This is a genomic window from Streptomyces lydicamycinicus, assembly GCF_000829715.2.
Classification (GTDB): Bacteria; Actinomycetota; Actinomycetes; order Streptomycetales; family Streptomycetaceae; genus Streptomyces; species Streptomyces lydicamycinicus.
In genome coordinates, this window is the sequence record NZ_BBNO01000004.1 from 997,997 (window position 1) to 1,022,527 (window position 24,531).

The window sequence follows — 24,531 nt, forward strand, 5'->3', positions numbered from 1 at the left end:
GTGCCCTCCCGCCTCACTCCGCCCGGAGCGCCGCCACCACCGAGCACGACAGTGCGTCGAGGTACCCCTTGGGGAGCTCGTCGCGGGCGACCAGGAGCCGCCAGTACAGCGGCCCGGTCAGCAGGTCCAGCGCGAGGCGGGCATCCACGTCCGGCGGCAGTTCGCCGCGCTCCACGGCCCGGGCCACGACCGCGGCCGCGACGCCCTCCTGGCTGTCGTGCAGCGCGGCCTTCAGCGCCTGCGCGAGTTCGGGGCTGCGGGCCGCCTCCGCCAGCAGGTCCGGGATGATCTGCGAGGCCATCGGGTGCCGCAGCGCCCGCGCCGCGACCTCCAGCAGCATCCGTACGTCACCGGCCAGCGACCCGGTGTCCGGCGTCGGCATACCCGCCGCGGCCACCGCGGAGACCACGTCCAGGACGAGGTGCAGCTTGGAGCGCCACCGCCGGTAGACGGCGGTCTTGCCGACGCCCGCCCGCCGCGCGATGCCCTCGATCGACATCCGGGCGAAGCCCGCCGCGGCCAGCTCCTCGAAGACCGCGGCACGGATCGCCTCGGTCTTGTCCTCGCGCAATACGGCGGCGCCCGCCGGGGCCCGGCGCGCCGCCGCGGGTTCGCTCCCGCTGCCGTCTTGTGCCATGGCTGGAGCCTACCGTTACGACGCTACGGTTGCGTTTCGACGCGAGCTCCCTTTAGTGTCGGCGTCGCGACGATACGGACCCGTCCCGTCGTCGCGCTCCGTTCCGCTTCCCCCGTCACGCAAGCGAAAGCGGCCCCATGCCCCAGACCCTCGCTCCCCCGGCCCCGGCGCCCACCTGGGCATCCACCCCCGGCGCGGCCCCCGACCCGGAGCTGCGCGCCCTGGCCGAGCGCCATGGACTCACGGTGAGCGGCGCCCGACCCTCGCTCCCCCAGTACGTCCGCCGGCTGTGGCAGCGGCGGCACTTCATCAGGTCGTTCGCCGGCGCCAAGCTCACCGCGCAATACAGCCAGGCGAAGCTGGGCCAGCTGTGGCAGGTGGTGACCCCGCTGCTCAATGCGCTGGTCTACTACTTGATCTTCGGCCTGCTGATCGGCACCAACCGCCACGTGGACGACTACATCCCGTTCCTGGTGACCGGTGTCTTCATCTTCACCTTCACGCAGAGCTCGGTGATGGCCGGTACCCGGTCGATCTCCGGCAACCTCGGCCTGGTGCGGGCGCTGCACTTCCCGCGGGCCTGTCTGCCGATCTCGTTCTGCCTGATGCAGCTCCAGCAGCTGCTGATGTCGATGGGCGTCCTCATCGTCATCCTGCTGGCGTCCGGACAGCTGCCGGGCTGGTCGTGGCTGCTGGTCGTGCCGGCGCTGGTGCTCCAGTTCGTGTTCAACACGGGGCTGGCGTTGGTGATGGCGCGGCTGGGTTCGAAGACCCCGGACCTGGCGCAGCTGATGCCGTTCATCATGCGGACGTGGATGTATGCCTCCGGTGTCATGTACAGCATGAGCGCGGTCACCGCGGGCAAGCATGTGCCCGCCGTCGTCCAGCTCCTCCTGGACATCAATCCGGCGGCCGTCTACATCGACCTGATGCGGTTCGCGCTGATCGACAGCTTCGTCGGGAAGCAGCTGCCGCCGCATGTGTGGGCGCTCGCCGGGGGCTGGGCGCTGGTGATGGGCGTCGTGGGCTTTGTGTACTTCTGGAAGGCTGAGGAGCGGTACGGACGTGGCTGAGCAGAAGAACGGCGGCCGGCCGGCCGAGGCGGCCGCGGAGCGGATCCCGACGGTGATCGCGGACGATCTGCACATCGTCTACCGCGTCTACGGCACGGGTGCGGGCAAGGGCAGCGCCACCGCGGCCCTCAACCGCATCGTGCGCCGCAAGCCCTCCTCGGGCGTGCGCGAGGTGCACGCGGTCAAGGGTGTCTCCTTCACCGCCTACCGGGGTGAGTCGATCGGGCTGATCGGCTCCAACGGCTCGGGCAAGTCGACGCTGCTCAAGGCGGTGGCCGGTCTGCTGCCGGCGGAGCGCGGCAAGGTCTACACGCACGGCCAGCCCTCGCTGCTGGGCGTCAACGCGGCCCTGATGAACGATCTGACCGGCGAGAAGAACGTCCTTCTCGGCGGGCTGGCGATGGGCATGTCCCGCGAACAGGTCCGTGACCGCTACGACGGCATCGTCGACTTCTCCGGGATCAACGAGAAGGGCGACTTCATCTCGCTGCCGATGCGCACCTACTCCTCCGGCATGTCGGCCCGGCTGAAGTTCTCCATCGCCGCGGCCAAGGACCACGATGTGCTGATGATCGACGAGGCGCTGGCCACCGGTGACCGCAGCTTCCAGAAGCGCTCCGAGGCCCGCATCCGCGAGCTGCGCAAGGAAGCCGGCACGGTCTTCCTCGTCAGCCACAACAACAAGTCCATCCGCAACACCTGCGAACGCGTCCTGTGGCTGGAGCGCGGCGAACTGATCATGGACGGCCCGACGGACGAGGTCGTCAAGGCGTACGAGGCGCACCGCTGACGCCGCGCCGGACATGACGGAAGGGCGCACCCGCGACGGGTGCGCCCCTCTGCCGTACCGGAACCCGGGCCACGCGGCGGCCCGGCTCCGTCAGTTGTGCGTGCGCAGCAGCGTACGCATCGTCCGCATGGCCACGGACAGGTTCGCCAGATCGAAGCCCTCCGACCCGTGGATCTCCTCCAGCGTCGCGCGGGCGCGGCTGAGGATCGCCGCGTTGGCCTGCTCCCAGGCCTTGAACCGCTGCTCCGGCGTCGAGGAGCCGTTGCCCACCGACAGCACGTCCGAGGTCAGCGCCGCATGGGCGGCGAAGAGGTCCTCGCGGATCGAGGCGCGGGCCATCGACTGCCAGCGGTCGTTGCGCGGCAGCTCCAGGATGCGGTCGAGGAGCTGGTTGATCCGCAGCCGGTCACCCAGGTCGTAGTAGACCTCGGCGACATCCAGCGGTTCCTTGTCCAGCCGGTCGGCGACGGCGACGATGTCCAGCGCCGGGAAGACCGAGGAGAAGCCGGACACCTGGACGGCCAGCTGCTCGGGCACGCCCGCGTCGGTCAGCTCCTCCAGGATCGCCTGGAACCATTCCAGGTCGCCGCCCTGGAGCAGCTTCGGCAGCTCCGACCACACCTGGGCGACCCGGTCCGCGAAGAAGTCGATGGTCTCCGAAAGCTCCAGCGGCTGCGGGCGGTTGTTGAGCAGCCAGCGGGTGCCGCGCTCGACCAGCCGGCGCGAGTGCAGCCGGATCCGGGTCTGGACATCGGCCGCGACGACATTGTCGAGCGCCTCGACGTCGTCCCAGACCTGGCCCAGCCGGAAGATGGCGCGGGCCGCGGTGTGTGCCCGGACGACCTCTTCGAGGGAGGCGCCGGTCTCCTCCCGCATGCGGTGCAGGAAGCTCGTACCGCCGGTGTTGACGGTGTCGTTGACCAGCACCGTGGTGACGATCTCGCGGCGCAGCGCATGCCCGTCGACCTGCTCGGGGAACCGGTCGTGCAGCGCCGAGGGGAAGTAGGCGTGCAGCAGCCGCTGGAGGTAGGCGTCGTCCGGCAGCCCGGTCTGGATCAGCGCCTCGGAGACCGTGATCTTGGTGTACGCGAGGAGCACCGCGGTCTCGGGCTGGGTCAGCCCGCGGCCGGTGTTCAGCCGCTCGCGGATCTGCCGGTCGGTGGGCAGGAACTCCAGCGCCCGGTCGAGATCACCGTCGCGCACCAGCCGGCGCATGAAGCGCTGCTGGGCGTTGAGCATGCTGGAGGACTGGGCGAGGGCCAGCGCCAGCGCGGTGTTCTGCGCGTAGTTGTTGCGCAGCACCAGTGCGCCGACCTCGTCGGTCATCTCGGCCAGCAGCTTGTTGCGCTGCTTGACCGTCATGTCGCCGTCCGCGACCACGGAGTTGAGCAGGATCTTGATGTTCACCTCGTGGTCGGAGGTGTCCACACCGGCGCTGTTGTCGATCGCATCGGTGTTGATCTTCCCGCCGGCGGTGGCGAACTCGATCCGGCCCAGCTGGGTCAGGCCCAGGTTGCCGCCCTCGCCGACGACCTTGACCCGCAGGTCCTCGCCGTTGACCCGGATGGCGTCGTTGGACTTGTCGCCCACATCGGCGTTGGACTCCGCCGAGGACTTCACATATGTGCCGATGCCGCCGTTCCACAGCAGGTCGACCGGCGCCTTGAGGATGGCCTGCATCAGATCGGCGGGCGTCATCTTCTTCACCCCGGCCTCGATGCCGAGGGCGGCCCGGATCTGCGCGTTGATCTGGATGGACTTGGCCGAGCGCGGGTGGATGCCGCCGCCCTGCGAGAGCAGCTCGGTGTTGTAGTCAGCCCAGGACGAGCGGGGCAGCTCGAAGAGCCGGCGGCGCTCGGCGTACGAGGTCGCCGCGTCCGGATTCGGGTCGAGGAAGATGTGCCGGTGGTCGAAGGCGGCGACCAGCCGGATGTGCTCGCTGAGCAGCATGCCGTTGCCGAAGACGTCACCGGACATGTCGCCGACGCCGACGACGGTGAAGTCCTCGGACTGGGTGTCCACGCCCAGCTCGCGGAAGTGCCGCTTGACCGACTCCCAGGCGCCGCGGGCGGTGATGCCCATGCCCTTGTGGTCGTAGCCGGCGCTGCCGCCGGAGGCGAAGGCGTCGCCCAGCCAGAAGCCGTACGACTCGGCGACCTCGTTGGCGATGTCGGAGAAGGTGGCGGTGCCCTTGTCGGCCGCGACGACGAGGTAGGTGTCGTCCTCGTCGTGCCGGACGACGTCCTTGGGGTGCTCGACCTCGCCGCCGACCAGGTTGTCGGTGATGTCCAGCAGACCGGAGATGAAGGTCTTGTAGCAGGCGATGCCCTCGGCCAGCCAGGCGTCGCGGTCCTGCGACGGGTCCGGCAGCTGCTTGCCGACGAAGCCGCCCTTCGCGCCGACCGGCACGATGACGGTGTTCTTGACCATCTGCGCCTTGACCAGGCCGAGGATCTCCGTACGGAAGTCCTCCCGGCGGTCCGACCAGCGCAGACCACCGCGCGCGACCTTGCCGAACCGCAGGTGGACGCCCTCGACCTGCGGGGAGTACACCCAGATCTCGTACGCCGGGCGGGGCGCGGGCAGGTCGGGGATGGCCTGCGGGTCCAGCTTCATGGACAGGTAGGCGTGCGGCCGGCCCTGGCTGTTCTTCTGGTAGTGGTTGGTGCGCAGCGTCGCCTTGATGACCGTGAGGAAGGACCGCAGGATCCGGTCCTCGTCCAGGGAGGCGACCTGGTCGAGCGCGCCGTCCAGTTCCTCCAGCAGCCCGTCGGTCAGCTCCGTGCCGGCCCGCTGCCGGTCGGGGGACATCCGTGCCTCGAAGAGGGAGACCAGCAGCCGGGTGGTGTGGACGTTGTTGGAGAGGGTGTCCTCCATGTACGTCTGGCTGAAGGTCGATCCGGCCTGCCGCAGGTACTTGGCGTAGGCCCGCAGCACCATCGCCTGGCGCCAGTTGAGGCCGGCCCGCAGCACCAGGGTGTTGAAGCCGTCGCTCTCGGCGGCGCCGGTCCACACCGCGGTGAACGCGTCCTGGAAGCGCTCGCGGGCGTCGTCGCCCTTGATGTGCTCGGGCATCCGCAGCCCGAAGTCATAGACCCAGGCGATGGTGGCGTCGGCGCAGCGCAGCTCGTGCGGGCGCTCGTCGACGACCTCGACGCCCAGGCGGTTCAGGCCGGGCAGCACCCGGGACAGCGAGACCGGCTCGCCCCTGCGGTAGATCTTGAAGCGGCGCTCGCCGGGGCCCGCGTCGACCGGCTCGTAGAGGCTGACGGAGAAGTCGTGGCCGGGCTCTCCGGTGAGCTTCTCCAGGTGCTGGACGTCGGCGACGGCGCTGCGCGGGCTGTTGTCGGCCTTGTACCCCTCGGGGAAGGCATGGCCGTAACGGCGCAGCAGCTCGGCGGCGCGCTCCTCGCCGACCTCGGCGTTCAGTGCCTCGGAGAAGCCGTCGGCCCAGGAGCGGGCGGCCTCCACCAGCCGGCTCTCCAGGCGGTCCGCATCGGCGTCGGTGAGCTCCGGCAGGCTGGCGCCGGGCTCGACGCGGATGACGAAGTGCAGTCGGGAGAGGATCGACTCGGTGTTCCAGGCGGTGAAGTCGACGCTGGTGCCGCCCAGTTCCTCCTTGAGGATGTCGATCAGGCGCAGCCGCACCCCGGTGGTGTAGCGGTCGCGCGGGAGGTAGACCAGCGCGCTGTAGTAGCGGCCGTACTCGTCCTGCCGGAGGTAGAGCCGCAGCCGGCGGCGCTCTTGCAGGTAGAGGACGCTGGTGGCGATGGACCGCAGTTCGTCGACCGGCGTCTGGAACAGCTCGTCGCGCGGGTACGTCTCCAGGATCTGGAGCAGGTCGCGGCCGTCATGGCTGTCGGGGCTGAAGCCCGCGCCTTCCAGGACCTCGGCGACCTTGCGGCGGATGACCGGCACCCGGCGCACGGACTCGGTGTACGCGGCCGAGGAGAACAGGCCCAGGAAGCGCCGCTCACCGACGACATTGCCCTTGGCGTCGAACTTCTTGACGCCGACGTAGTCGAGGTAGGAGGGGCGGTGGACGGTGGCGCGGCTGTTGGCCTTGGTCAGGATGAGCAGCTTGTGCTCACGGGCCTTGGCGCGGGCGTCGGCGGGCAGCCGGTTGAAGGACGGCGAGACGGGGTGGCCGTCGGCGGTCTCGCGGTGCGTCGGGTCGGCGCGCAGTATGCCCAGACCGGTGCCGGGCACGGCGGTCAGCACATCCTCGTCGACGCCGCCCTCACCGGGCGCGGTGGTCAGCTCGTACTCGCGGTAGCCGAGGAAGGTGAAGTGGTCCGCGGACAGCCACCGCAGCAGCTCCTGGGCCTCCCCGATCTCCTGGGCACCCAGATCGTCGGCGACCGGCTCGGAGGGCAGTTCGTCGGCGATGCGGCCGGCGGCGGCCCGCATCTTCTCCCAGTCCTCGACGGCCTCACGGACGTCGGACAGCACCCGCAGCAGATCGGCGGTGATCTGCTGGAGGTCCTCGCGGTCGGTCTCGCGGTCCATCTCGACATGGATCCAGGACTCGGTCACCGCGTCGTGCGGCAGCTTCGTGCCCTTGCCCTTGCCGGTCTTGCCGTGCGCGTCGCAGTTGGAGTCGAAGACCTCGATGAGCTTGCCGGTCACATCACGGCGGACGATCACCTGCGGGTGGATCACGACATGGATGCCACGGCCCTGCCGGGAGAGCTCATTGGTGACCGAGTCGACCAGGAACGGCATGTCGTCGGTGACGACCTCGACGACGGAGTGGCTGCACGTCCAGCCGTTCTCCTCGACGGTCGGGGTGTGCACCCGGACGTTCGCGGTGCCCTGGGGGCGCATTTCCGCGAGGCGGTAGTGCGAGAGCGCGGCGCCGACGACATCGACCGGGTCACGGTCGGTGAGGTCCTCGGGGGCGGTGTGCAGGTAGTAGCGCTGGAGGTATCCCGAAAGGGTGTCCGGGTCGAGGCCGCGTCCGGGGTGCTTGCCCCCGGCCTGGCTGCTTTCAACGACCCGGGCGGCCCTGGCGAGCAGCTCGGTTTTGGCTTCGTCCAGCTTGGTCTGCATGTCCTCTGGCTCCTGTCGCGCGCCGTTGCGTGACGTTGTGGAAGAACGTGGTGGAAGCCGCACAACGCCGCGACGTGGGGTGTCCTGTCGCTGTCGACGCTATGCCGCGTGGAGAGAAGGCCGTGCCGATATCGGCAATCTTTGACAATGCCGACATGGGTGGGTGGCCGCAAAGACCAGCGACCGCCCGGTCACGGTGGTGCCCCGGGCGCACGGCAGGGGCCTCGACGCCCCCGCGGGTTATCGCGCTGATCACGGTGCAAGGCTATCGCTCCCCACGTGGGTGCCGTCATGGGCCGTGGGGGAACAAATCCTCGGCCCGAACTTAGACCTTCTGGACAACGAAACGCCAAGGTGCGGTGTGCGTGCCGCCACAGCGCCCGGATGCCCGGCGGACCGCCGGACGACCGGTGTGTGGGAAAGCAGTGCCCAGGAGACACGCAACGGTCCGGGGTGCCTTTCGCCCTAGAGGACGATCTCTCCCGCCAGCCCGACCGCCTCGGCGAGCGTGTCCACCACCGGCACCCCGGCGGCCTCCAGGCTCCCGCGGCTGTGCGAGCCGCCCGTGTAGAGCACCGCGTACGCACCCGCGTCCTGCGCCGCCACCGCATCGTCCACGGCGTCACCGATCACGACCGTACGGCCCGGATCGACGCTCTCCATCGCCGCCAGATGCCGCACCATGTGCGCGCTCTTGGAGCCCCCGGACGGCCCGGTCCGGCCGTCCACCCGCACGAACCGCGACTCGATCCCGAAGTCGCGGACGATCGGTATCAGCTCGTCGTGCCCGTACATGCTGAGGATCGACTGGCTGCGCCCGGCCGACTGCCACCCCTCCAGCAGCGCATGCACCCCCTCGGCCAGCTCACAGCCCAGCCGGTGCGTGCTGTAGTGGCGGTGGAACGCCTCGTCCATCACCATCCACTCCGCGTCCGTCGGCAGCCGCCCCATCAGCCGCTCGTAAAACCGCGGCACGGGCACGCAGTACAGCTCCCGGTACGTCTCCAGCGTGATCGGCTCCAGCCCGATCTCGGCGAAGGCGGAGTTCGTCGCGCCGATGACGGCGTCGATGTCATGGAACAGCGTGCCGTTCCAGTCCCAGACGATGTGCGTGGCGTGTTTCCCCATGCGATCCCCCAGATCGGTGCCGGTGCGCTTCCCCATGAAGAAAAAGTACCCGCACCCACCGACAACGCGTCCGGACCGGCCCGCGTCCCGCCGTTCAGCCGAGCAGCTGCGGGATCTCCTGCACCCCGAACCACATCAGGTCGTGGTCCTCGGCACCGTCCACCGTGAACCGGGCGTCGTCATCGCCCTGGTCCGCCGCGCCGAGCGCCGCCGCGGCCGCCGTGATGTCCGCCTCCGCGTCGTCGGCGTCCACATGCACCGCCGCGGCCTTCGACAGCGGCACCGGCCCGGCGACCCGCACCTCGCCCAGCGCCGACTGGTCGAGCCCGCGGTCCGGGTCGGCCACCGCGGCGCCGTCGGGCACGTCCACCGCCACCACGACCCGCCGCCGCGCGGCCTCGGGGTGCCCGGCGAGCAGGCGGAGCGACGCCTGGGCTGCGCGGCCGAGCGCCGCGTACTCCAGCTCCTCGATGTCGTCCGAGACGTACCACTCGCGCAGCGCCGGGGTGACGGCGTACGCGTCGAGGGGGCCGGGGCCCAGCTCACCGTTCTTGTGCGCCTCTGCGAGACCGGAAAGGGTCAGGGGGACATAGACGCGCATGGCAGCCGCTTCCGCTCGATTCACTCGACTCCGAAGATTGTCCCGCCAGCATACGGGCGTGCGTCCCCGATCGTGCCGCCCCCGCGGCCCCCGCGCCGCCCGCCCGGGGCCCCTGCACCGCCCCGCTCCCACGGCTTGATTGCGGGCCCGCGCCACGGACGGGTGAACTCTGCGCACCCCTGGTTCCGGCCCGTCCGCGCCTTGCTGCCGTCCCGGCCCCGCCGATAGAAGATCCCCACCACAAAAAGCTACCGCCCAGTAATTCACGGGCCCGGCACCACGGGGGCGATCACGAGCATGACCGGCACCGACCACACCACGGCACCCACCACATCCACCGCCGGAACCGCCGGAACCGCCGGCACCGCCGCGGGGCGCGTCACCCGTCCCGCCACCACGGGGCGCCCCGCGCCGCCGGCACCCCTGACACCCGACGGCACGACGGCCGACCGCCGCCCGCGCCCCCGTTCCGCCGTCGCCCCGGGCACGCTCCCGGCCGTGCCCCGGCCGCGACGGTCCCCCGCCGACCGCCGCCCCCTCGGCCCGGCCGGCAGCGGGCCGGGGTCGTCCGGGCGCGGCCCCGGCTCGTCCGGCCGGAGCGGCACCGCCGGCCGAGGGGGCCCGGGCAGCCGCGGTCCCGGCGCCGCCGGCCGTGGCCCCGCCCGGCCCACGCCACGGCTCGCCCACCCCACCGCGGCCGCCGCCGAGAGCCGCCGTCTCCGCACCGGCACCCCCGTCAACGCGGCCGGTGCCCCCCTGCCGACCGCCGGCGCCCGGCAACGGGCCCACGAGAGCCGGCCGCACCACTGGTTCGCCCAGCAGCTGGTGCTCGCGCTCAGCGGGCAGCGCCCCGTACACGCGCTGCTGGGGCATGCGCTGCCCGCCGCCTACGACCGGCTGGCGGAGCTCGCCCCGCAGGCACCGCTGCGGCCCGCCATCGGGCCCGGCCGGCGCGGTCCGGCCCCCACGGTGCGCGACTGCGGGCTGTGCCGGCCGCGCCGCGGTGTCATCGAGGCCTTCGCCAGGGTCGCGGCGGGCGAACGGCTGCGGGCGCTGGCCTTCCGGCTGGAGCTGGGCGCCGACTCCCGCTGGCGCTGCGCCGCCCTCGACATCGGCCCGACCCCGGCCCTTGGGTGCGCGGTCTCATGACCGGTACGCAGAAGGACGCCCCGGCCGTCCTCCGGCCGGGGCACCCTCCGCGCCGCGACCCGGGCACCCCGTGCCCGAGCCGCGTCAGCGCTCCGTTACTTCTTGCGGCGTCGCCCGGCGCTCTTCTGGGCCTTGCGCCGCTCGGCGCGGGTCAGCCCGTCCGCCTCGGAACGGGCCGGGCCCGCCTCCTCGTCGCTGATGAAGTCGCCCTCGATGACACTGCCGTCGCCGTCCACCTTGGGCGCGGTGAAGTGCAGCCGGTCCGGACGCTGCGGCGCCTCCAGGCCCTTGGCGTGGATCTCCGGGCGCACCGCGGCGGCGGGCACGCCCTCGGCAACGCCCTTGTCCAGCGAGGTCGGCTCCACCGCTTCCTGCACCGGGACCTCCTCGACCTGCTGCTCGACCTGGACCTCCAGGTTGAACAGGTAGCCGACGGACTCCTCCTTGATGCCCTCCATCATCGCGGTGAACATGTCGAAGCCCTCGCGCTGGTACTCCACCAGCGGGTCCTTCTGGGCCATCGCCCGCAGGCCGATGCCCTCCTGGAGGTAGTCCATCTCGTAGAGGTGCTCACGCCACTTGCGGTCCAGGACGGACAGCACGACCCGGCGCTCCAGCTCCCGCATCACATCCGAGCTGAGCTGCTCCTCGCGGGCGGCGTACTGCTTGTGGATGTCGTCCTTGATGGCCTCGGCGATGAACTCGGCGGTGATACCGGCACGGTCGCCGGCCTCCTCCTCCAGCTCCTCGATGGTCACCTTGACCGGGTAGAGCTGCTTGAACGCGCCCCACAGGCGGTCCAGGTCCCACTCCTCGGCGAAGCCCTCGACGGTCTCCGCGTGGATGTAGGCGTCGATCGTGTCCTCCATGAAGTGCATGACCTGCTCCTGCAAGTCCTCGCCCTCCAGGACACGGCGGCGCTCGCCGTAGATGACCTCACGCTGGCGGTTGAGCACCTCGTCGTACTTCAGGACGTTCTTCCGCGTCTCGAAGTTCTGCTGCTCGACCTGCGACTGGGCGGAGGCGATCGCCCGGGTCACCATCTTGTTCTCGATCGGCACGTCGTCGGGGACGTTGGCCATCGCCATGACCCGCTCGACCATCTGCGCCTTGAACAGCCGCATCAGGTCGTCGCCCAGGGACAGGTAGAACCGCGACTCGCCCGGGTCACCCTGACGGCCGGAACGACCGCGCAGCTGGTTGTCGATCCGCCGCGACTCATGCCGCTCGGTGCCCAGGACGTAGAGCCCGCCGAGCTCCTTGACCTCCTCGAACTCCGCCTTGACCGCGGCCTCGGCGCGCTCCAGGGCGGCGGGCAGTGCGGCCGCCCACTCCTCGACGTGCTCGACCGGGTCCAGACCGCGCTGGCGCAGCTCCGCCTCGGCCAGGTCGTCGGGGTTGCCGCCGAGCTTGATGTCCGTACCACGGCCGGCCATGTTCGTGGCGACCGTCACCGCGCCCTTGCGGCCGGCCTGCGCGATGATCGGTGCCTCACGGTCGTGCTGCTTGGCGTTGAGCACCTCATGGGCGACACCGCGCTTGTTGAGCTGCTGGGAGAGGTACTCGGACTTCTCGACCGAGGTGGTGCCGACCAGGATCGGCTGGCCCTTCCCGTGCTTCTCGACGATGTCCTCGACGACCGCGTCGAACTTCGCGGTCTCGGTGCGGTAGATCAGGTCCGCCTGGTCCATCCGGACCATCGGGCGGTTCGTCGGGATCGGGACGACACCGAGCTTGTAGATCTGGTGGAACTCGGCGGCCTCGGTCATGGCCGTACCGGTCATGCCGGAGAGCTTGTCGTAGAGACGGAAGAAGTTCTGGAGGGTGATCGTGGCGAGCGTCTGGTTCTCGTCCTTGATCTCCACCCCTTCCTTCGCCTCGATGGCCTGGTGCATGCCCTCGTTGTAGCGGCGGCCGGCGAGGATACGGCCGGTGTGCTCATCGACGATCATGACTTCGCCGTCGATGACGACATAGTCCTTGTCGTTCTTGAAGAGTTCCTTGGCCTTGATCGCGTTGTTGAGGTAACCGACGAGCGGGGTGTTCACCGACTCGTACAGGTTGTCGATACCGAGCCAGTCCTCGACCTTGCTGACACCGGACTCATGGATGCCGACGGTGCGCTTCTTCTCGTCGACGTCGTAGTCGCCGGTCTCCTCGATGCCGCGCTGCGGGTTGGCGGCCTCGCCCCGCTTCAGGCGGCGCACCAACTTGGCGAAGTCGCCGTACCACTTGGTGGCCGAGTCCGCCGGGCCGGAGATGATCAGCGGCGTACGGGCCTCGTCGACGAGGATCGAGTCGACCTCGTCGACGACCGCGAAGTTGTGGCCCCGCTGGACGAGTTCGTCCTGCGACCAGGCCATGTTGTCACGCAGGTAGTCGAAGCCGAACTCGTTGTTCGTGCCGTAGGTGATGTCGCAGTTGTACTGCTCGCGGCGCTGGGCCGGCGTCATGTCGGCGAGGATGCAACCGACGGTCAGGCCCAGGAACTTGTGGACCCGGCCCATCATCTCGGAGTCGCGCTCGGCCAGGTAGTCGTTGACCGTGATCAGGTGGACGCCCTTGCCGGACAGCGCGTTCAGATACGTCGGGAGGGTACCGACCAGGGTCTTGCCCTCACCGGTCTTCATCTCGGCGACGTACCCGAGGTGAAGGGCCGCGCCGCCCATCAGCTGGACGTCGTAGTGCCGCTGGCCGAGCACGCGCTTGGCGGCCTCACGGACCGTGGCGAACGCCTCGGGCAGCAGGTCGTCGAGGCTCTCGCCGTCCGCGTAGCGCTCCTTGTACTCATCCGTAAGGGCGCGCAGCTCCGCGTCGGAGAGCGCCGCGAAGTCCTCCTCGATGGAGTTGACCTGGCCCGCGATGCGGTGCAGTTTGCGCAGGATCTTTCCTTCGCCTGCACGCATGATCTTCGTCAAGACGGACACTTGGGCTGGTCTCCTTGCCGGTCGGGCCTGCACGGTCGAGTGCGCGGGCGCGGCATTTTTCCAAGGGGGCAGGCCCCGCCGCAACGGCCATCGTAAAGGAGGACGCTGCCGGGCCGGGAGGTACGCCGCAGCGAACCCCGCTGTCCCTTCCTCACGTGAACGCACGACGCCGCGAGAAGGTGCCGGGCGGGTGCCGGAATCACGCCGAAAACCCTTAGCCATGGATTCGGCGAGCTTGCAGACTCGCGACATGGAGCCCGTCACCCTCACCACCGAGCGCCTCGTGCTGCGCCCGTTCGAGCCCTCCGACGCGCCCGCGGTGCACGCCGCGTGCCAGGAGCCCGGTATCCAGCGCTGGACGGCCGTCCCCTCACCCTATGGGTTGGCGGACGCCGAGCAGTTCACCGGCACGTCCGTCCCCGAGGGCTGGCGCGACGACACCGCCTACGACTTCGCCGTCCTCACCCGGGCGGACGGCGCCCTGGCCGGCGCGATGGGGCTGGTACGCCTGGACCGGCTGCGCACCCCCGAGCGGCAGGCCGAGCTGGGCTTCTGGACCGCGAAGGAGCGGCGCGGCCGGGGGTACACCGTCGAGGCGGCTCGCGCGGTGCTGCGGTGGGCCTTCGATGACCTGGGCGTGGAGCGCATGGAGTGGCACGCGGAAGCCGGCAACGAAGGCTCCCGGGCCGTGGCCCGCAAGCTCGGCTTCCGGATGGAGGGCACCCTGCGCGCCAAGCTGGTGCGCGAGGGCACCCGCCGGGACGTCTGGATCGGCTCACTGCTCCCGTCCGACCTGGCCGGGCAGCCCGGCCCGTCCGGCTCCCGCGGTCCGGCCGCCCTCGACGCGACGCCGTATCTGCCCTACCCCGGCTGAGCGCACGTCCGCACGGGCCGCACCGCGCCCTCCGTACCCCGCCGCGCCCCTCCAGCCGCGCCCGGCCACCGCCGCCACCAGCAGTTCTCGCAGGTCCGGGGCCGTTGTCAGTGCCCGCCCCTACGCTTTCCCGCATGACCGCCGTGACGCAGCGAGCACCCCAGCCCCCGCCCGTGACCACCCTGTCCCGCGACGACGCCCGGCGTATGGCGCTGCGGGCCCAGGGCCTGCTCGGTGCCCCGGACCGCCGGGCGGGGGTGCGCGGGGTGCTGCGGCATCTGGGTGCGGTGCAGCTCGACACGATCTCGGTGCTGGCCCGCTCCCATGAGCTGGTGCCGTACGCCCGGCTCGGCGCCGTCGGCCGCCCCGCCGTCGAGGCCGCCTACTGGACCACCGCTCCTTCTGACGCTCCTGCGGCACGACCCCACAGCTTCGAGTACTGGTCGCACGCCGCCTGCATCCTGCCCATCGAGGAGTGGCCGCACTTCGCCTTCCGCCGCCGCGCCCTGCGGGCCAAGGGCCACCGCTGGCACATCATGGAGGACTCCGACCGCTCCTGCGCCGCGGTCCTGGACCGCCTGACGGCCGACGGCCCGCTGACCACCTCGGAGCTGGGCGGCGGGCGGAACGGCGGGGAGTGGTGGGACTGGTCCGAGACCAAGATCGCGGTGGAGTGGCTGCTCGACACCGGCCAGGTGGTCTGTACGGAACGCCGCGCCTGGAAGCGGGTCTACGACCTCGCCGAGCGCGCCGTCCCGGAGGCGCTGCTCCACGACGATCTGGACGACACCGAGTGCCTGCGCCGCCTGGTCGCCCAGGCCGGAGCCGCCATGGGCGTCGCCACCCGCGCCGACCTGGCGGACTACCACCGCCTCAAGGCCGAGCAGGTCGATGCCGTCGTCGCGGACTCCGGACTGGTCCCGGTGGAGGTCGAGGGCTGGGGAAAGCCCGCCTGGGCCGATCCCGCCGCACTGGCCGCCCCGCCCCGCGGCCGGCACCGCACGACCCTGCTCTCGCCCTTCGACTCCCTGATCTGGGACCGGCCGCGCACGGAACGGATCTTCGGATTCACCCACCGCCTGGAGGCCTACGTCCCACGCCCCCGGCGGGTACACGGCTATTTCGCGATGCCCCTGCTGGCAGGCGGCCGGCTGATGGGCCGGGTGGACCCGGCCCGCGAGGGCACCACCCTCGTGGCCCGCCAGGTCTCGCTGCAGGGCCCCAAGGCGGTCGCCCCGATGGCCCGGGCCCTCCGGGAGGCCGCGGACTGGGTCGGCTGCGACGCCGTACGCGTCGACCGCTGCGACGACGGGAAACTGGCCGCCGCCCTGCGCTCAGAACTCACCCACATGAGTGACTAGATACCGCCGGCCGACGGCTCCGGGGGCGCACACCGCCCCCGGCCACCCGGCACACCGCAAGGCCCGGCGCCGGATCACTCTCCCCGGCCGCCCCGCTCACCGGATCTCGAGGATCTTCTCCCGCATCGCGTAGACCACGGCCTCCATCCGGGAGTGCAGCTGAAGCTTCTCCAGGATGTTGCGGACGTGGTTCTTCACCGTGTTCTCGGAGATGAAGAGTTCCTTGGCGATATCGCGGTTGTTCATGCCCGTGGCAACCAGCTTGAGGACCTCCAGCTCACGGTCGGTGAGCCGGGGCGCGGGCACCAGCCTGCGCTCGTCCGTACGCTGGATCATCGACTTGAACTCCGTCAGGAGCTTGGACGCCATCGAGGGGCTGATCTGCGACTGGCCGTCCGCCACGGCGCGGATCGCGGTCGCCACCTCGTCGGTGGAGATCTCCTTGAGGAGGTATCCGGTGGCGCCGGCCTTGATCGCGTCGTAGAGATCGGCCTCTTCGTCGCTGATCGTGAGCATGATGATCTTGGCGCTGGGGGCCACTTCCTTGATGGAGGTGCAGGCCTCGATGCCGCCGCGCTTGGGCATCCGGACGTCCATCAGCACGATGTCGGGCAGCAGATCCGCGGCCTTGTCGACCGCCTCCGCACCGTCCCCCGCCTCGCCGACGACCTGGATGTCCTCCTCCTGGGCCAGAACGATCTCCAGGCCCCGCCGGAAGAGTGCGTGATCATCCACGACCAGGACCCGGATCGGCTCCTTGCGCGGCACGCTCACGGCCCGGCCGGCCCCGTCATCGCCTCCGGCACCGCTGTGGTCATCATCCGCGTCGTCGCGCACGGGCCCGAAACTGTCCCCCATTGATCCTCCCCGTCAACTACTCGGCCGAGAGGCCGGAGCTTGGAAATAAGGCTGGTTGACAACAGCCCCCTGCGGCCGGCCCGATCAATGCCATACGACTGTCTCCCCGGCTCGTCGCCGTTTCGCGTCCCCGTACTCCCTGGCCGGCACAAACACTATACGGTTTCAACTCCTGCTCTCTCCGGGCACGATGGTGCCCCCGGCGTACGCCGGGGGCACCGAGCGGGTGGGGTTCAGCCGCCCAGCGCGCCGCCTGCGCCGCCGGGCTCCTCCTCCCCGAACAAGTCGGGGTTCAAGTGGATGACTCCGTAGTCGTATGCGTGCCGCCGGTAGACGACGCTCGGCAGCTTGGTGTCGGCGTCGACGAAGAGGTAGAAGTCGTGTCCGACCAACTCCATCTCGTTGAGCGCCTGGTCGAGATGCATCGGGGCGGCCGAGTGGGTCTTCTCGCGGACGATCAGGGGCCCTTCACCCTGGACGTCGATCGACCCCATCCTGGTGGTCGGCACCTTCTGCTCGGCCTCGGCGGCGAGTTCGCCGTTGGTGTTCAGACTTGCCGCGTCGGGCACGGTGACCGCGACCTCACTCGCCGGAATGCGGCCGTTGCCGCGACGCGAGTAGCGCTTGTCGTGCTGCTTCCGCAGACGCGCCTCGAGCTTGGCGGTTGCCAGATCCAGCGCGGCGTACGGATCGGCTGCGGCCGCCTCGGCCCGGACCACCGGGCCACGGGAGCGGAGGGTGATCTCCACTCGGTCGGAACGGTCGGCCTGCCGCGGGTTGGGCTCCTTGGACACCTCGACGTCCAGGCTGATCACCTTGGCGTCGAGCTTCTGGACTTTGTCCAGCTTCAGCTTCTCGGCCACGTGCTTGCGGAACCGCTCGGGCACCTCTGTCTTGCGGCCCTTGACGACGATGTCCACGCAGAACTCCGTTCCCGGATCGCTCCGCTCTTCAAGCGGAGCAATTCCTTCTTGCACCAGGCTCCGGTGGTTGCCGAAGCCTCGGACTTGGCGACTTTCACCTCCTCCTCCCCCGACGACAAGCTCTCCACTCCCCCCGTTTTCAGGGTCGCCGAAAACGCCCCTGAACGCATTGATCGCGACATTCGAGGCAAAACACTCGCCAAGTCCTCACAACCGAACATAGCTCTCCCGGACGGATGTCGGCACCCCCTCGGAGCCGTCGGCTCCATTTGGGTGACTTTTCCTCCCCGGCTACATGCGATGTGGTAATGCCTCGCTTCGCGCGCCGTTGAACTCGAAAGCACTGCTCGGCGCCGCCACCACCGCGGCTCCGGCCACCCGTCCGCCGGCCGCCGTGACCGCCCGCGCCGCCTCGGCGAGGGTGGCCCCCGTCGTCACCAGGTCGTCCACCAGCACCGCTGGCTGGGCCGTCAGCAGCCTCGCCGCCCCGGCCCGCACCTCCAGTGCACCGGCGACATTCGCCAGCCGCTGCCGGGCGCTCAGCCCCGCCTGGTCGGCCACCACGCGACGCTGCCGCAGCACCGCCAGCACCCGGGCGCCCCGTCCCGCCCGCCGCAGCTCCCCGGCCGCCGCCAGCGCGATCCTGCGCACCGGATCGTGCCCACGCCCCGCCACCGATCTTCGTGCCGACGGCACGGGCACCAGCAGCAGCGGCCCGCCGCCGGCCCGCAGCCCCCGCACGGCCCCGGCCAGCACCGCCCCCAGCGGCCCGGCCAGCCGCAGGGCACCCCGCTCCTTGTGGGCCAGCAGCACCGCCCGCGCCTCGTCGGCGTACGGCGTCCCCGCCCACACCCGGGGCAGTCCCACGGGTTCCGGCCAGGGTCGCACCCGCCGCGCCCCGCGCCCGTCCCGCGCCAGCACCCGACGGCATTCGGCACACAGTTCCGTACGCGGCCGACCACACCCCGCACAGTCGACCGGCAGCACGAGACCGGCCAGTTCGCGCCACACCCCCTGCATGACTCCACTGTCCCGCCGTTCCCGCCCGGCCACCACCCCTGTGGATAACCGCGGGCGCGGACACGCGGATCGGCCGCACGCGGGGCCTCACAGCAGGCCGGGCCCGCCGTGCTCCCCGGCCCCGGACTCACCTCGCAGGCGCCGTACCGAGGCCCGCGCCCTCCGCGTCACCCGGGATAGACCGGCGCCGTCCCGTCCTTCGCCACGGTCTTCCAGTTCGCGTCCGGCGGCAGCCGCACGATGCCCTCCGTGGCGTCGGCGATCAGTGGCCTGGTCTTGTCCTCCGAGGCGGCCACCGACTTGACACCGTTGACGCCGGGCAGCGTCTGCGCGTCGGACGCCGAACCGTCGGTCTCCATGAACTGCATCTGCTGCACCCCGCCGGACTCCCGTCCGACCACCACCAGCCGGCTGCCGCCCGCCCAGGACGTGGCCACCACGTCCTCCAACTGGGGTGCGATCGGCCGCAGTTCCTGCACCGAAAGCTCTGGATGCGCCGAACTTCCGCCCCGCTCCACCCGGCCGAGCTGGAGCGTCGTACGCCCCTTGTCCTCCACCAGGAGCGCGATCCGGATCCCGTCCGCGGCCACCTTGATCGCCTTGATCCGCCGCCCGTCGAGGCCGGGCACCGCCACCTCTTCGGGGTCGCCCTTGCCCTCGCGCATCCGCAGCAGCCGCGAACCGTGCGCGGCGCCGTCCGCGATCCAGAGATCGCCCAGCCCGTCCCAGCTCGGCGCGGTCAGCCCGCCGTCGGCGCCCTTGGCCGGGCCGGAGCTGGTCAGCAGTGGCTCACCGCGTTTGACCTCGTCCTCCATAGCGGCCACATACAGCGACCGGCCGTCGCTCGACACCCCGGCCGCGGTGTCCTCACCGCGCGAGATGGCGATCGAACGCAGCGGGGTGTGGCCCGTTCCGAACGGTCCGCGCACCGGCGTCGGTTCGGTCGCGGAGTCCGACATGGCGACGACCTTGTGGTCGGCGTCGATGAAGTACTCCTTGGCGGCGCCCCCGGCGCCCGGGGACGGGGCGAAGTCGCGCTCGGCCTGCTCCTGGGACAGCTCACACAGCGAGTTGCCGCTGTTGTCCTGGAGCTCCACCTCGCTGACCTTCGAAGCCCGCGTCATGTCCTGGACGGTGAAGAAGAGCTGAGCTGCCATCCGCTTGCACTGGGCGGTGTCCGTGCTCACCGCCTGTTTGCTGAGCTTGACCCGCAGCGCGTTGGCGTCGTCCAGCGCCAGATCACTTGCCGCGAGCCGGGTGCCGGACGGGAACGCCGAAGTCGTCACCTGATTCAGCCAGTTGGTGGGCCCGGACAGCAGCGCCTCCACACTGGCCGTGATCGGCTTTATCCGCTGCCGCAGATAGACCGGGTCCGCGACGAGCGCGTTCCGGTTCGCCTTCGGCTCCTGCGACTCCGAGTGGTAGGACGCGAAGTAGTACTTGTTGACCGAGCGGTAGATGCGCTGGAAGTCGGACAGCCCGAGCACCAGCCCGTTGGGCAGCCGGTCGATACGCCACTGTCCGCCCTCCTTGATGAGGTGGATCGTCCGGCGGTACGGCTTCTCCTCCGGGGTGTAGGCGTGACTGTCGTCCACCGTCGCCACCTGGCTGCCGGAGAGTGTGACCGTGTAGCCGTTGGCGTCCTCGCGGTTGGGCTGCGTCTTCGGCTCGGCCTTCGGACGCTCCTGGAGCACATTGGTGGCCTGGAACGGCCGCCAGGTCCGCTTCGCCGACTTGGCCAGATACTGGGTTGCCGTACGGAAATCGGCCTCGTCGCTGGTGGTCGCGTCGAGGAAACTGCGCACGATGTTGGTGGGCTGGGCACCGTCCTGCGGGGGCACGCCGTAGACCCGTACCTGCGACTCCCCTTCGGAGCGCGGCGACTGGTCGACGGAGGTCACCTCCCCGCCGTCCGGCATCGACGCGCAGCCGGCCAGCAGCACCGCCGCACATCCGAGCAGCAGAAACTTCCGCGCCGGTCCGGCTCCCCTGCGCGCACGGCGGCGGGACCCGGTCCCCTCCCCGTGCTCGCCTCCGAGCTCAGTGTCCACGCAGCCCGCCTTCCCGCTCCACGCCCTGTCCGGCTTCCTGCTCGGCCCCGCTCCCGCGGCCCGGCTCGTCGGTGCGCGCGCTGTCGCCACGCGCCGCCGCTTCGCTCCGTACGCCCCCGGTCTGCGGCACCACACGGGCACCACTGCCGGGCAGCGCCGTCGGATCGGCCTCCGGGCGGGCCACCTTCGGCTCCGGTACGGGGGAGGCCGCGTCACCCGTCTGCGCGGCACGTGTCTGCACCGGGATCGTGGACGCCTTGCGGTCCGCACCGGAACGCGGCTGACCGGCCTCGTCCAGTCCGCGGTGGCGTCGCGAGTCCTCCGGCTCCAGGGGGATCGGGGAGCCGCGCAGCGTCTCGCCGGCCGTACGCGGCAGCGTCAGCCGGAACTGCGAGCCCCCGCCCGGCTCGCCCCATGCCTGAAGCCAGCCGCCGTGCAGCCGGGCGTCCTCGACGGCGATGGACAGGCCGAGTCCGGTACCGCCGGTCGTACGGGCCCGGGCCGGGTCCGCGCGCCAGAAACGGTTGAAGACCCGGGTGGCCTCGCCGGGCTTGAGGCCGACTCCGTAGTCACGCACCGCGACGGCCACCGCGCCGCCGCTCTTGCCGCCCGCGGAGGCCAGCCGCACGATCACATCGCGGCCCTCGCCGTGCTCGACGGCGTTGACGACGAGATTGCGCAGCACCCGCTCCACCCGGCGGGGGTCGGCCTCGGCGATGACGGGCTGCTCGGCGCCGCGCACCAGGATGCGGGTGCCCTTGCGCTCGGCGAGCGGCTCGGCGCCCTCGATGACGCGGTGCACCACATCGCGCAGATCGACCGGCTCGGCCTCCAGCGCGGCCGCGCCGGCGTCGAACCGGCTGATCTCCAGCAGCTCCGCCAGCAGCGATTCGAAGCGGTCGAGCTGGCCCCACAGCAGCTCGGCGGAGCGCGCGGTGGCCGGATCGAACTCGTCCCGCGCGTCATGGATGACATCGGCCGCCATCCGTACGGTCGTCAGCGGCGTCCGCAGCTCGTGCGAGACGTCGGAGACGAAGCGGCGCTGCATCCGGGACAGCTCCTCCAGCTGCTGGATCTTGACCTGGAGGTTCTGCGCCATCTTGTTGAAGGACTCACCGAGCCGGGCGATGTCGTCCTCGCCGGTGACCTTCATCCGTTCCTGGAGCAGGCCGGCGGCCAGTCGCTCGGAGATCCCCGCGGCCATCCGTACGGGTGTGACGACCTGCCGCACCACCAGCCAGGCGATCGCGCCGAGCAGGATCACGACGAACACCCCGGCGGTCGCGAGCGTCCCCGTCACGAGCTTGAGCGACTCCTCTTCCTGGGTGAACGGGAAGAGGTAGTAGAGCTGGTACTGATTGCTGTTCGCGTCGTTGAGCCGCTTGCCGATGATGAGCGCCGACACACCGTCGTCCGACCCGATGCGCTTGATCTGGGTGTACTGACGGAACGTCCCGGCCTTGGTGTCCAGCTTCCGCCGCAGGTCGGCGGGCACGCTCCGCTCGGGATCGACATCACCGGAGGCGCGCGGCCCGCGGGTGCCGGGACTGGAGTCGCCGAACGGTTCGTCGGAGTCGGAGCTGAGCGCCACGACGGAGAAGACGCCCTGGCCACCACTGGCGAGCTGTTCGACCAGGCCGGTCAGCCAGGTCGCGGAGTCCTGGGTGCCGCGGTTCCCCGTACGGGCGCCCTCATCGGGCCGGGTGTCGTCGGCGCCGTCCGCCATCTTCTGGGCGACGCTGAAGCCGCCCGCGGCCTGACTCTGCGCGGCCTGGGCCTTGGCCGTGAGCAGGCCGTTACGGACCTGCCCGACGACCACGACACCGAGCAGCAGCACCACGGCGAGCGACATCAGCAGGGTGGTGGCCACCACGCGCAGCTGGATATTGCGCCGCCACAGCCGCAGGGCGGGCAGCAGCGGCCGCCGCACCCAGCGGCTGAAGAGCCGCAGCAGGGGGTGGACCGGCCCGCTCACCGCGCCGTCGGGCAGCAACTGCCCACCGCGCAGCAACCAGGCCGACAACCTGCCCGAAAAGGACATATCACCCGCCGGGCCGACGGTGCGCCCCCGCTTTCCCTCCGGGGCCGAACCGTCCCGGGTCATCTCAGCTGGGCCCGGCCTTGTAGCCGACCCCGCGCACGGTCACCACGATCTCCGGCCGCTCCGGGTCCTTCTCGACCTTGGAGCGCAGCCGCTGCACATGGACATTGACCAGCCGGGTGTCGGCGGCGTGCCGATAGCCCCAGACCTGCTCGAGCAGCACCTCACGCGTGAACACCTGCCACGGCTTACGTGCCAGCGCCACCAGCAGATCGAACTCCAGCGGGGTCAGTGCGATCGACTGCCCGTCCCGCTTCACCGAGTGGCCGGCCACGTCGATGACCAGGTCACCGATCGCCAGCTGCTCGGGCGTGGGCTCCTCCGAACGCCGCAGCCTGGCCCGGATCCGGGCCACCAGTTCCTTGGGCTTGAACGGCTTGACGATGTAGTCGTCCGCGCCCGATTCGAGCCCGACCACCACATCCACCGTGTCGCTCTTGGCGGTCAGCATGACGATCGGCACCCCGGACTCGGCCCGGATCAGCCGGCAGACCTCGATACCGTCCCGTCCGGGCAGCATCAGGTCCAGCAGCACAAGATCGGGCTTGGTCTCACGGAAGGCCGCAAGGGCCTTGTCACCGTCCGACACGAACGACGGCTCAAAACCTTCGCCGCGCAGCACGATGCCGAGCATCTCTGCCAGTGCGGTGTCGTCGTCGACGACCAGGACGCGTCCCTTCATTCGGCCATCATCCCATTACCTGATCGTGACTTACTCCATCGTGACGTGGAACACACCTCTGCCAGCCCGTCCCGGGACACCGGAGACACCACTCCCGCCTCCGTGACGATCGCCGTCACCAGCTCCGGCGGAGTGACGTCGAAGGCCGGGTTGTAGGCCTGTGCGCCCAGCGGCGCCACCGGTATGCCGGTGCCTGCCTCCGCCCCGGGCCCCTGAACAAACGGCAACGAGAACTCCGTCACTTCCTGACCCGGACGCTGCTCCACCTCGATATCCGCCCCCTCCTCGGTCTCCAGATCCACCGTGCTGATCGGCGCCACCACCACGAACGGAACGTGGTGGTACCGCGCCAGCACCGCCAGCGGATAGCTGCCGACCTTGTTGGCCACCGACCCGTCCGCCGCGATCCGGTCCGCGCCGATCAGCACGGCGTCCACCTCACCCCCGGCGAACAGCGAACCTGCCGCACCGTCCGAGAGCACCGTGTACGCCATACCCGCTCGCGCCGCCTCGTAGGCGGTCAGTCGCGCGCCCTGCAACAGCGGCCGCGTCTCGTCCACCCACAGCCGGCGCAGCTCACCGGACCGGTGTGCCGCCAGCGCCACCGCCAGGGCGGTGCCCTCTCCGCCGGACACCAGGGCGCCCGTATTGCAGTGCGTGAGGATGCGGTGACCACCGCCCGGCAGCAGCTCGCCCAGCAGCGCCAGCCCGTGCTCCGCCATCCGGGTGCTGGCCTCGATGTCCTCGGCATGCACGGCCCGCGCCTCGGCCAGCGCCGCGGCCGCGCCGGCCCGAGCACCGCCCCCGGCGAACGCCGCGCGGTACGCGGCAGCCGCCCGCCGCACGCCGTACCCCAGATTGACCGCGGTCGGCCGGGCCTGCGCCAGCGCCTCCACCGCCTCCTCCACATCGAAGCCGCGTGCCGCGGCCAGCGCGACGCCATACGCACCCGCGATACCCAGCAACGGCGCCCCGCGCACGGCCAGCGTCCGGATCGCCTGCACCAGCGCCGGAACGTCCGTGCAGACCAGCTCGACCTCCTCCGCCGGCAGCCGCGTCTGATCAAGCAGGACCAATACGGGCCCCTCGGGCGGCTCCTCCCAACGCAACGACGGAATCGTGAGCGCCCCGGCGCCCCTCTCGGATACCTCGTCCTGATCGCCCATTCACTCAGTCTGCCGCCGATCGCCCCTCGAACAGAAGGTCCCCTCGTACTCCGGGCACCGGTACACAACGCCGGTGGCCATGACACGATGACTGCCACCGCGGACCCCGGACCCCCGCCGCCCCGGCGGACGGGCAGC

General features: G+C 70.8%; 17 protein-coding genes. 5 read left to right on the forward strand and 12 right to left on the reverse strand.

Going from position 1 to position 24,531, the window contains the following annotated elements:
- Positions 1-13: 13 nt before the first annotated feature.
- The gene (locus TU31_RS17500) at positions 14-637 is read right to left on the reverse strand and encodes a TetR/AcrR family transcriptional regulator (protein WP_042155310.1); all 624 of its coding nucleotides are present in this window, start codon (positions 635-637) and stop codon (positions 14-16) included.
- Between the two features lie 137 nt (positions 638-774).
- On the opposite strand from TU31_RS17500, the gene TU31_RS17505 reads away from it, so the two are divergent.
- Both TU31_RS17505 and TU31_RS17510 read left to right on the forward strand, forming a co-directional pair.
- The gene (locus tag TU31_RS17505) at positions 775-1,710 is read left to right on the forward strand and encodes an ABC transporter permease (RefSeq protein WP_042155312.1); all 936 of its coding nucleotides are present in this window, start codon (positions 775-777) and stop codon (positions 1,708-1,710) included.
- Complete coding sequence (locus TU31_RS17510; protein WP_042155314.1) at positions 1,703-2,500, forward strand: ABC transporter ATP-binding protein; 798 nt, start codon at positions 1,703-1,705, stop codon at positions 2,498-2,500. The genes TU31_RS17505 and TU31_RS17510 overlap by 8 nt, the downstream gene beginning before the upstream one ends.
- 90 nt (positions 2,501-2,590) lie before the next feature.
- Here TU31_RS17510 and TU31_RS17515 read toward each other — a convergent pair whose 3' ends face one another.
- The 3 genes from TU31_RS17515 to TU31_RS17525 form a co-directional block, all read right to left on the reverse strand.
- Positions 2,591-7,552, reverse strand: a complete 4,962-nt coding sequence (locus TU31_RS17515) for an NAD-glutamate dehydrogenase (RefSeq protein ID WP_042155317.1) — start codon at positions 7,550-7,552, stop codon at positions 2,591-2,593.
- A 465-nt stretch (positions 7,553-8,017) separates the two neighbouring features.
- Entirely contained in the window at positions 8,018-8,680 is a 663-nt protein-coding gene (locus TU31_RS17520; RefSeq protein WP_107070711.1) for an HAD family hydrolase, read from the reverse strand.
- Between the two features lie 94 nt (positions 8,681-8,774).
- Positions 8,775-9,281 carry a DUF6912 family protein gene (locus tag TU31_RS17525; protein ID WP_042155321.1) on the reverse strand — a complete coding sequence of 169 codons (507 nt, stop codon included), beginning with the start codon at positions 9,279-9,281 and terminating at the stop codon, positions 8,775-8,777.
- Between the two features lie 297 nt (positions 9,282-9,578).
- On the opposite strand from TU31_RS17525, the gene TU31_RS17530 reads away from it, so the two are divergent.
- A complete protein-coding gene (locus tag TU31_RS17530; protein ID WP_042155323.1) occupies positions 9,579-10,430 on the forward strand; it encodes an Rv3235 family protein in 852 nt (283 codons plus the stop codon).
- Between the two features lie 95 nt (positions 10,431-10,525).
- Here TU31_RS17530 and secA read toward each other — a convergent pair whose 3' ends face one another.
- Entirely contained in the window at positions 10,526-13,357 is a 2,832-nt protein-coding gene (gene secA / locus TU31_RS17535) for a preprotein translocase subunit SecA (RefSeq protein ID WP_042155325.1), read from the reverse strand.
- Between the two features lie 250 nt (positions 13,358-13,607).
- Here secA and TU31_RS17540 point away from each other — a divergent pair, with 250 nt between their 5' ends.
- The gene (locus TU31_RS17540; protein WP_042155327.1) at positions 13,608-14,231 is read left to right on the forward strand and encodes a GNAT family N-acetyltransferase; all 624 of its coding nucleotides are present in this window, start codon (positions 13,608-13,610) and stop codon (positions 14,229-14,231) included.
- A gap of 134 nt (positions 14,232-14,365) precedes the next feature.
- A complete protein-coding gene (locus tag TU31_RS17545; protein WP_042155328.1) occupies positions 14,366-15,592 on the forward strand; it encodes a winged helix-turn-helix domain-containing protein in 1,227 nt (408 codons plus the stop codon).
- Between the two features lie 96 nt (positions 15,593-15,688).
- On the opposite strand, the gene TU31_RS17550 is transcribed toward TU31_RS17545, so the two are convergent.
- The 7 genes from TU31_RS17550 to mtnA form a co-directional block, all read right to left on the reverse strand.
- The gene (locus tag TU31_RS17550; RefSeq protein WP_042155329.1) at positions 15,689-16,450 is read right to left on the reverse strand and encodes a response regulator; all 762 of its coding nucleotides are present in this window, start codon (positions 16,448-16,450) and stop codon (positions 15,689-15,691) included.
- Between the two features lie 233 nt (positions 16,451-16,683).
- Entirely contained in the window at positions 16,684-17,370 is a 687-nt protein-coding gene (gene hpf / locus TU31_RS17555) for a ribosome hibernation-promoting factor, HPF/YfiA family (RefSeq protein WP_042155330.1), read from the reverse strand.
- 294 nt (positions 17,371-17,664) lie between these two features.
- Positions 17,665-18,393 carry a ComF family protein gene (locus TU31_RS17560; protein ID WP_078885821.1) on the reverse strand — a complete coding sequence of 243 codons (729 nt, stop codon included), beginning with the start codon at positions 18,391-18,393 and terminating at the stop codon, positions 17,665-17,667.
- Positions 18,394-18,560: 167 nt separating this feature from the next.
- Complete coding sequence (locus TU31_RS17565) at positions 18,561-20,444, reverse strand: LpqB family beta-propeller domain-containing protein (protein WP_181018616.1); 1,884 nt, start codon at positions 20,442-20,444, stop codon at positions 18,561-18,563.
- Positions 20,434-22,485, reverse strand: a complete 2,052-nt coding sequence (mtrB, locus tag TU31_RS17570; RefSeq protein ID WP_042155602.1) for an MtrAB system histidine kinase MtrB — start codon at positions 22,483-22,485, stop codon at positions 20,434-20,436. Before mtrB ends, TU31_RS17565 begins: the two co-directional genes overlap by 11 nt.
- Before the next feature lie 64 nt (positions 22,486-22,549).
- Entirely contained in the window at positions 22,550-23,227 is a 678-nt protein-coding gene (gene mtrA, locus TU31_RS17575) for a two-component system response regulator MtrA (RefSeq protein WP_042155333.1), read from the reverse strand.
- A complete protein-coding gene (mtnA, locus tag TU31_RS17580) occupies positions 23,224-24,393 on the reverse strand; it encodes an S-methyl-5-thioribose-1-phosphate isomerase (protein WP_042155335.1) in 1,170 nt (389 codons plus the stop codon). Before mtnA ends, mtrA begins: the two co-directional genes overlap by 4 nt.
- Between the last annotated feature and the right edge of the window lie 138 nt (positions 24,394-24,531).

Coding starts and splice junctions, on each gene's coding strand:
- TU31_RS17505 (WP_042155312.1), top strand. CDS start 775: ATGCCCCAGACCCTCGCTCCCCCGGCCCCGGCGCCCACCTGGGCATCC.
- TU31_RS17540 (WP_042155327.1), top strand. CDS start 13,608: ATGGAGCCCGTCACCCTCACCACCGAGCGCCTCGTGCTGCGCCCGTTC.
- TU31_RS17530 (WP_042155323.1), top strand. CDS start 9,579: ATGACCGGCACCGACCACACCACGGCACCCACCACATCCACCGCCGGA.
- mtrA (WP_042155333.1), bottom strand. CDS start 23,227: ATGAAGGGACGCGTCCTGGTCGTCGACGACGACACCGCACTGGCAGAG.
- TU31_RS17525 (WP_042155321.1), bottom strand. CDS start 9,281: ATGCGCGTCTATGTCCCCCTGACCCTTTCCGGTCTCGCAGAGGCGCAC.
- TU31_RS17520 (WP_107070711.1), bottom strand. CDS start 8,680: ATGGGGAAACACGCCACGCACATCGTCTGGGACTGGAACGGCACGCTG.
- TU31_RS17545 (WP_042155328.1), top strand. CDS start 14,366: ATGACCGCCGTGACGCAGCGAGCACCCCAGCCCCCGCCCGTGACCACC.
- TU31_RS17500 (WP_042155310.1), bottom strand. CDS start 637: ATGGCACAAGACGGCAGCGGGAGCGAACCCGCGGCGGCGCGCCGGGCC.
- mtrB (WP_042155602.1), bottom strand. CDS start 22,485: ATGTCCTTTTCGGGCAGGTTGTCGGCCTGGTTGCTGCGCGGTGGGCAG.
- TU31_RS17515 (WP_042155317.1), bottom strand. CDS start 7,552: ATGCAGACCAAGCTGGACGAAGCCAAAACCGAGCTGCTCGCCAGGGCC.
- TU31_RS17560 (WP_078885821.1), bottom strand. CDS start 18,393: ATGCAGGGGGTGTGGCGCGAACTGGCCGGTCTCGTGCTGCCGGTCGAC.
- mtnA (WP_042155335.1), bottom strand. CDS start 24,393: ATGGGCGATCAGGACGAGGTATCCGAGAGGGGCGCCGGGGCGCTCACG.
- TU31_RS17550 (WP_042155329.1), bottom strand. CDS start 16,450: ATGGGGGACAGTTTCGGGCCCGTGCGCGACGACGCGGATGATGACCAC.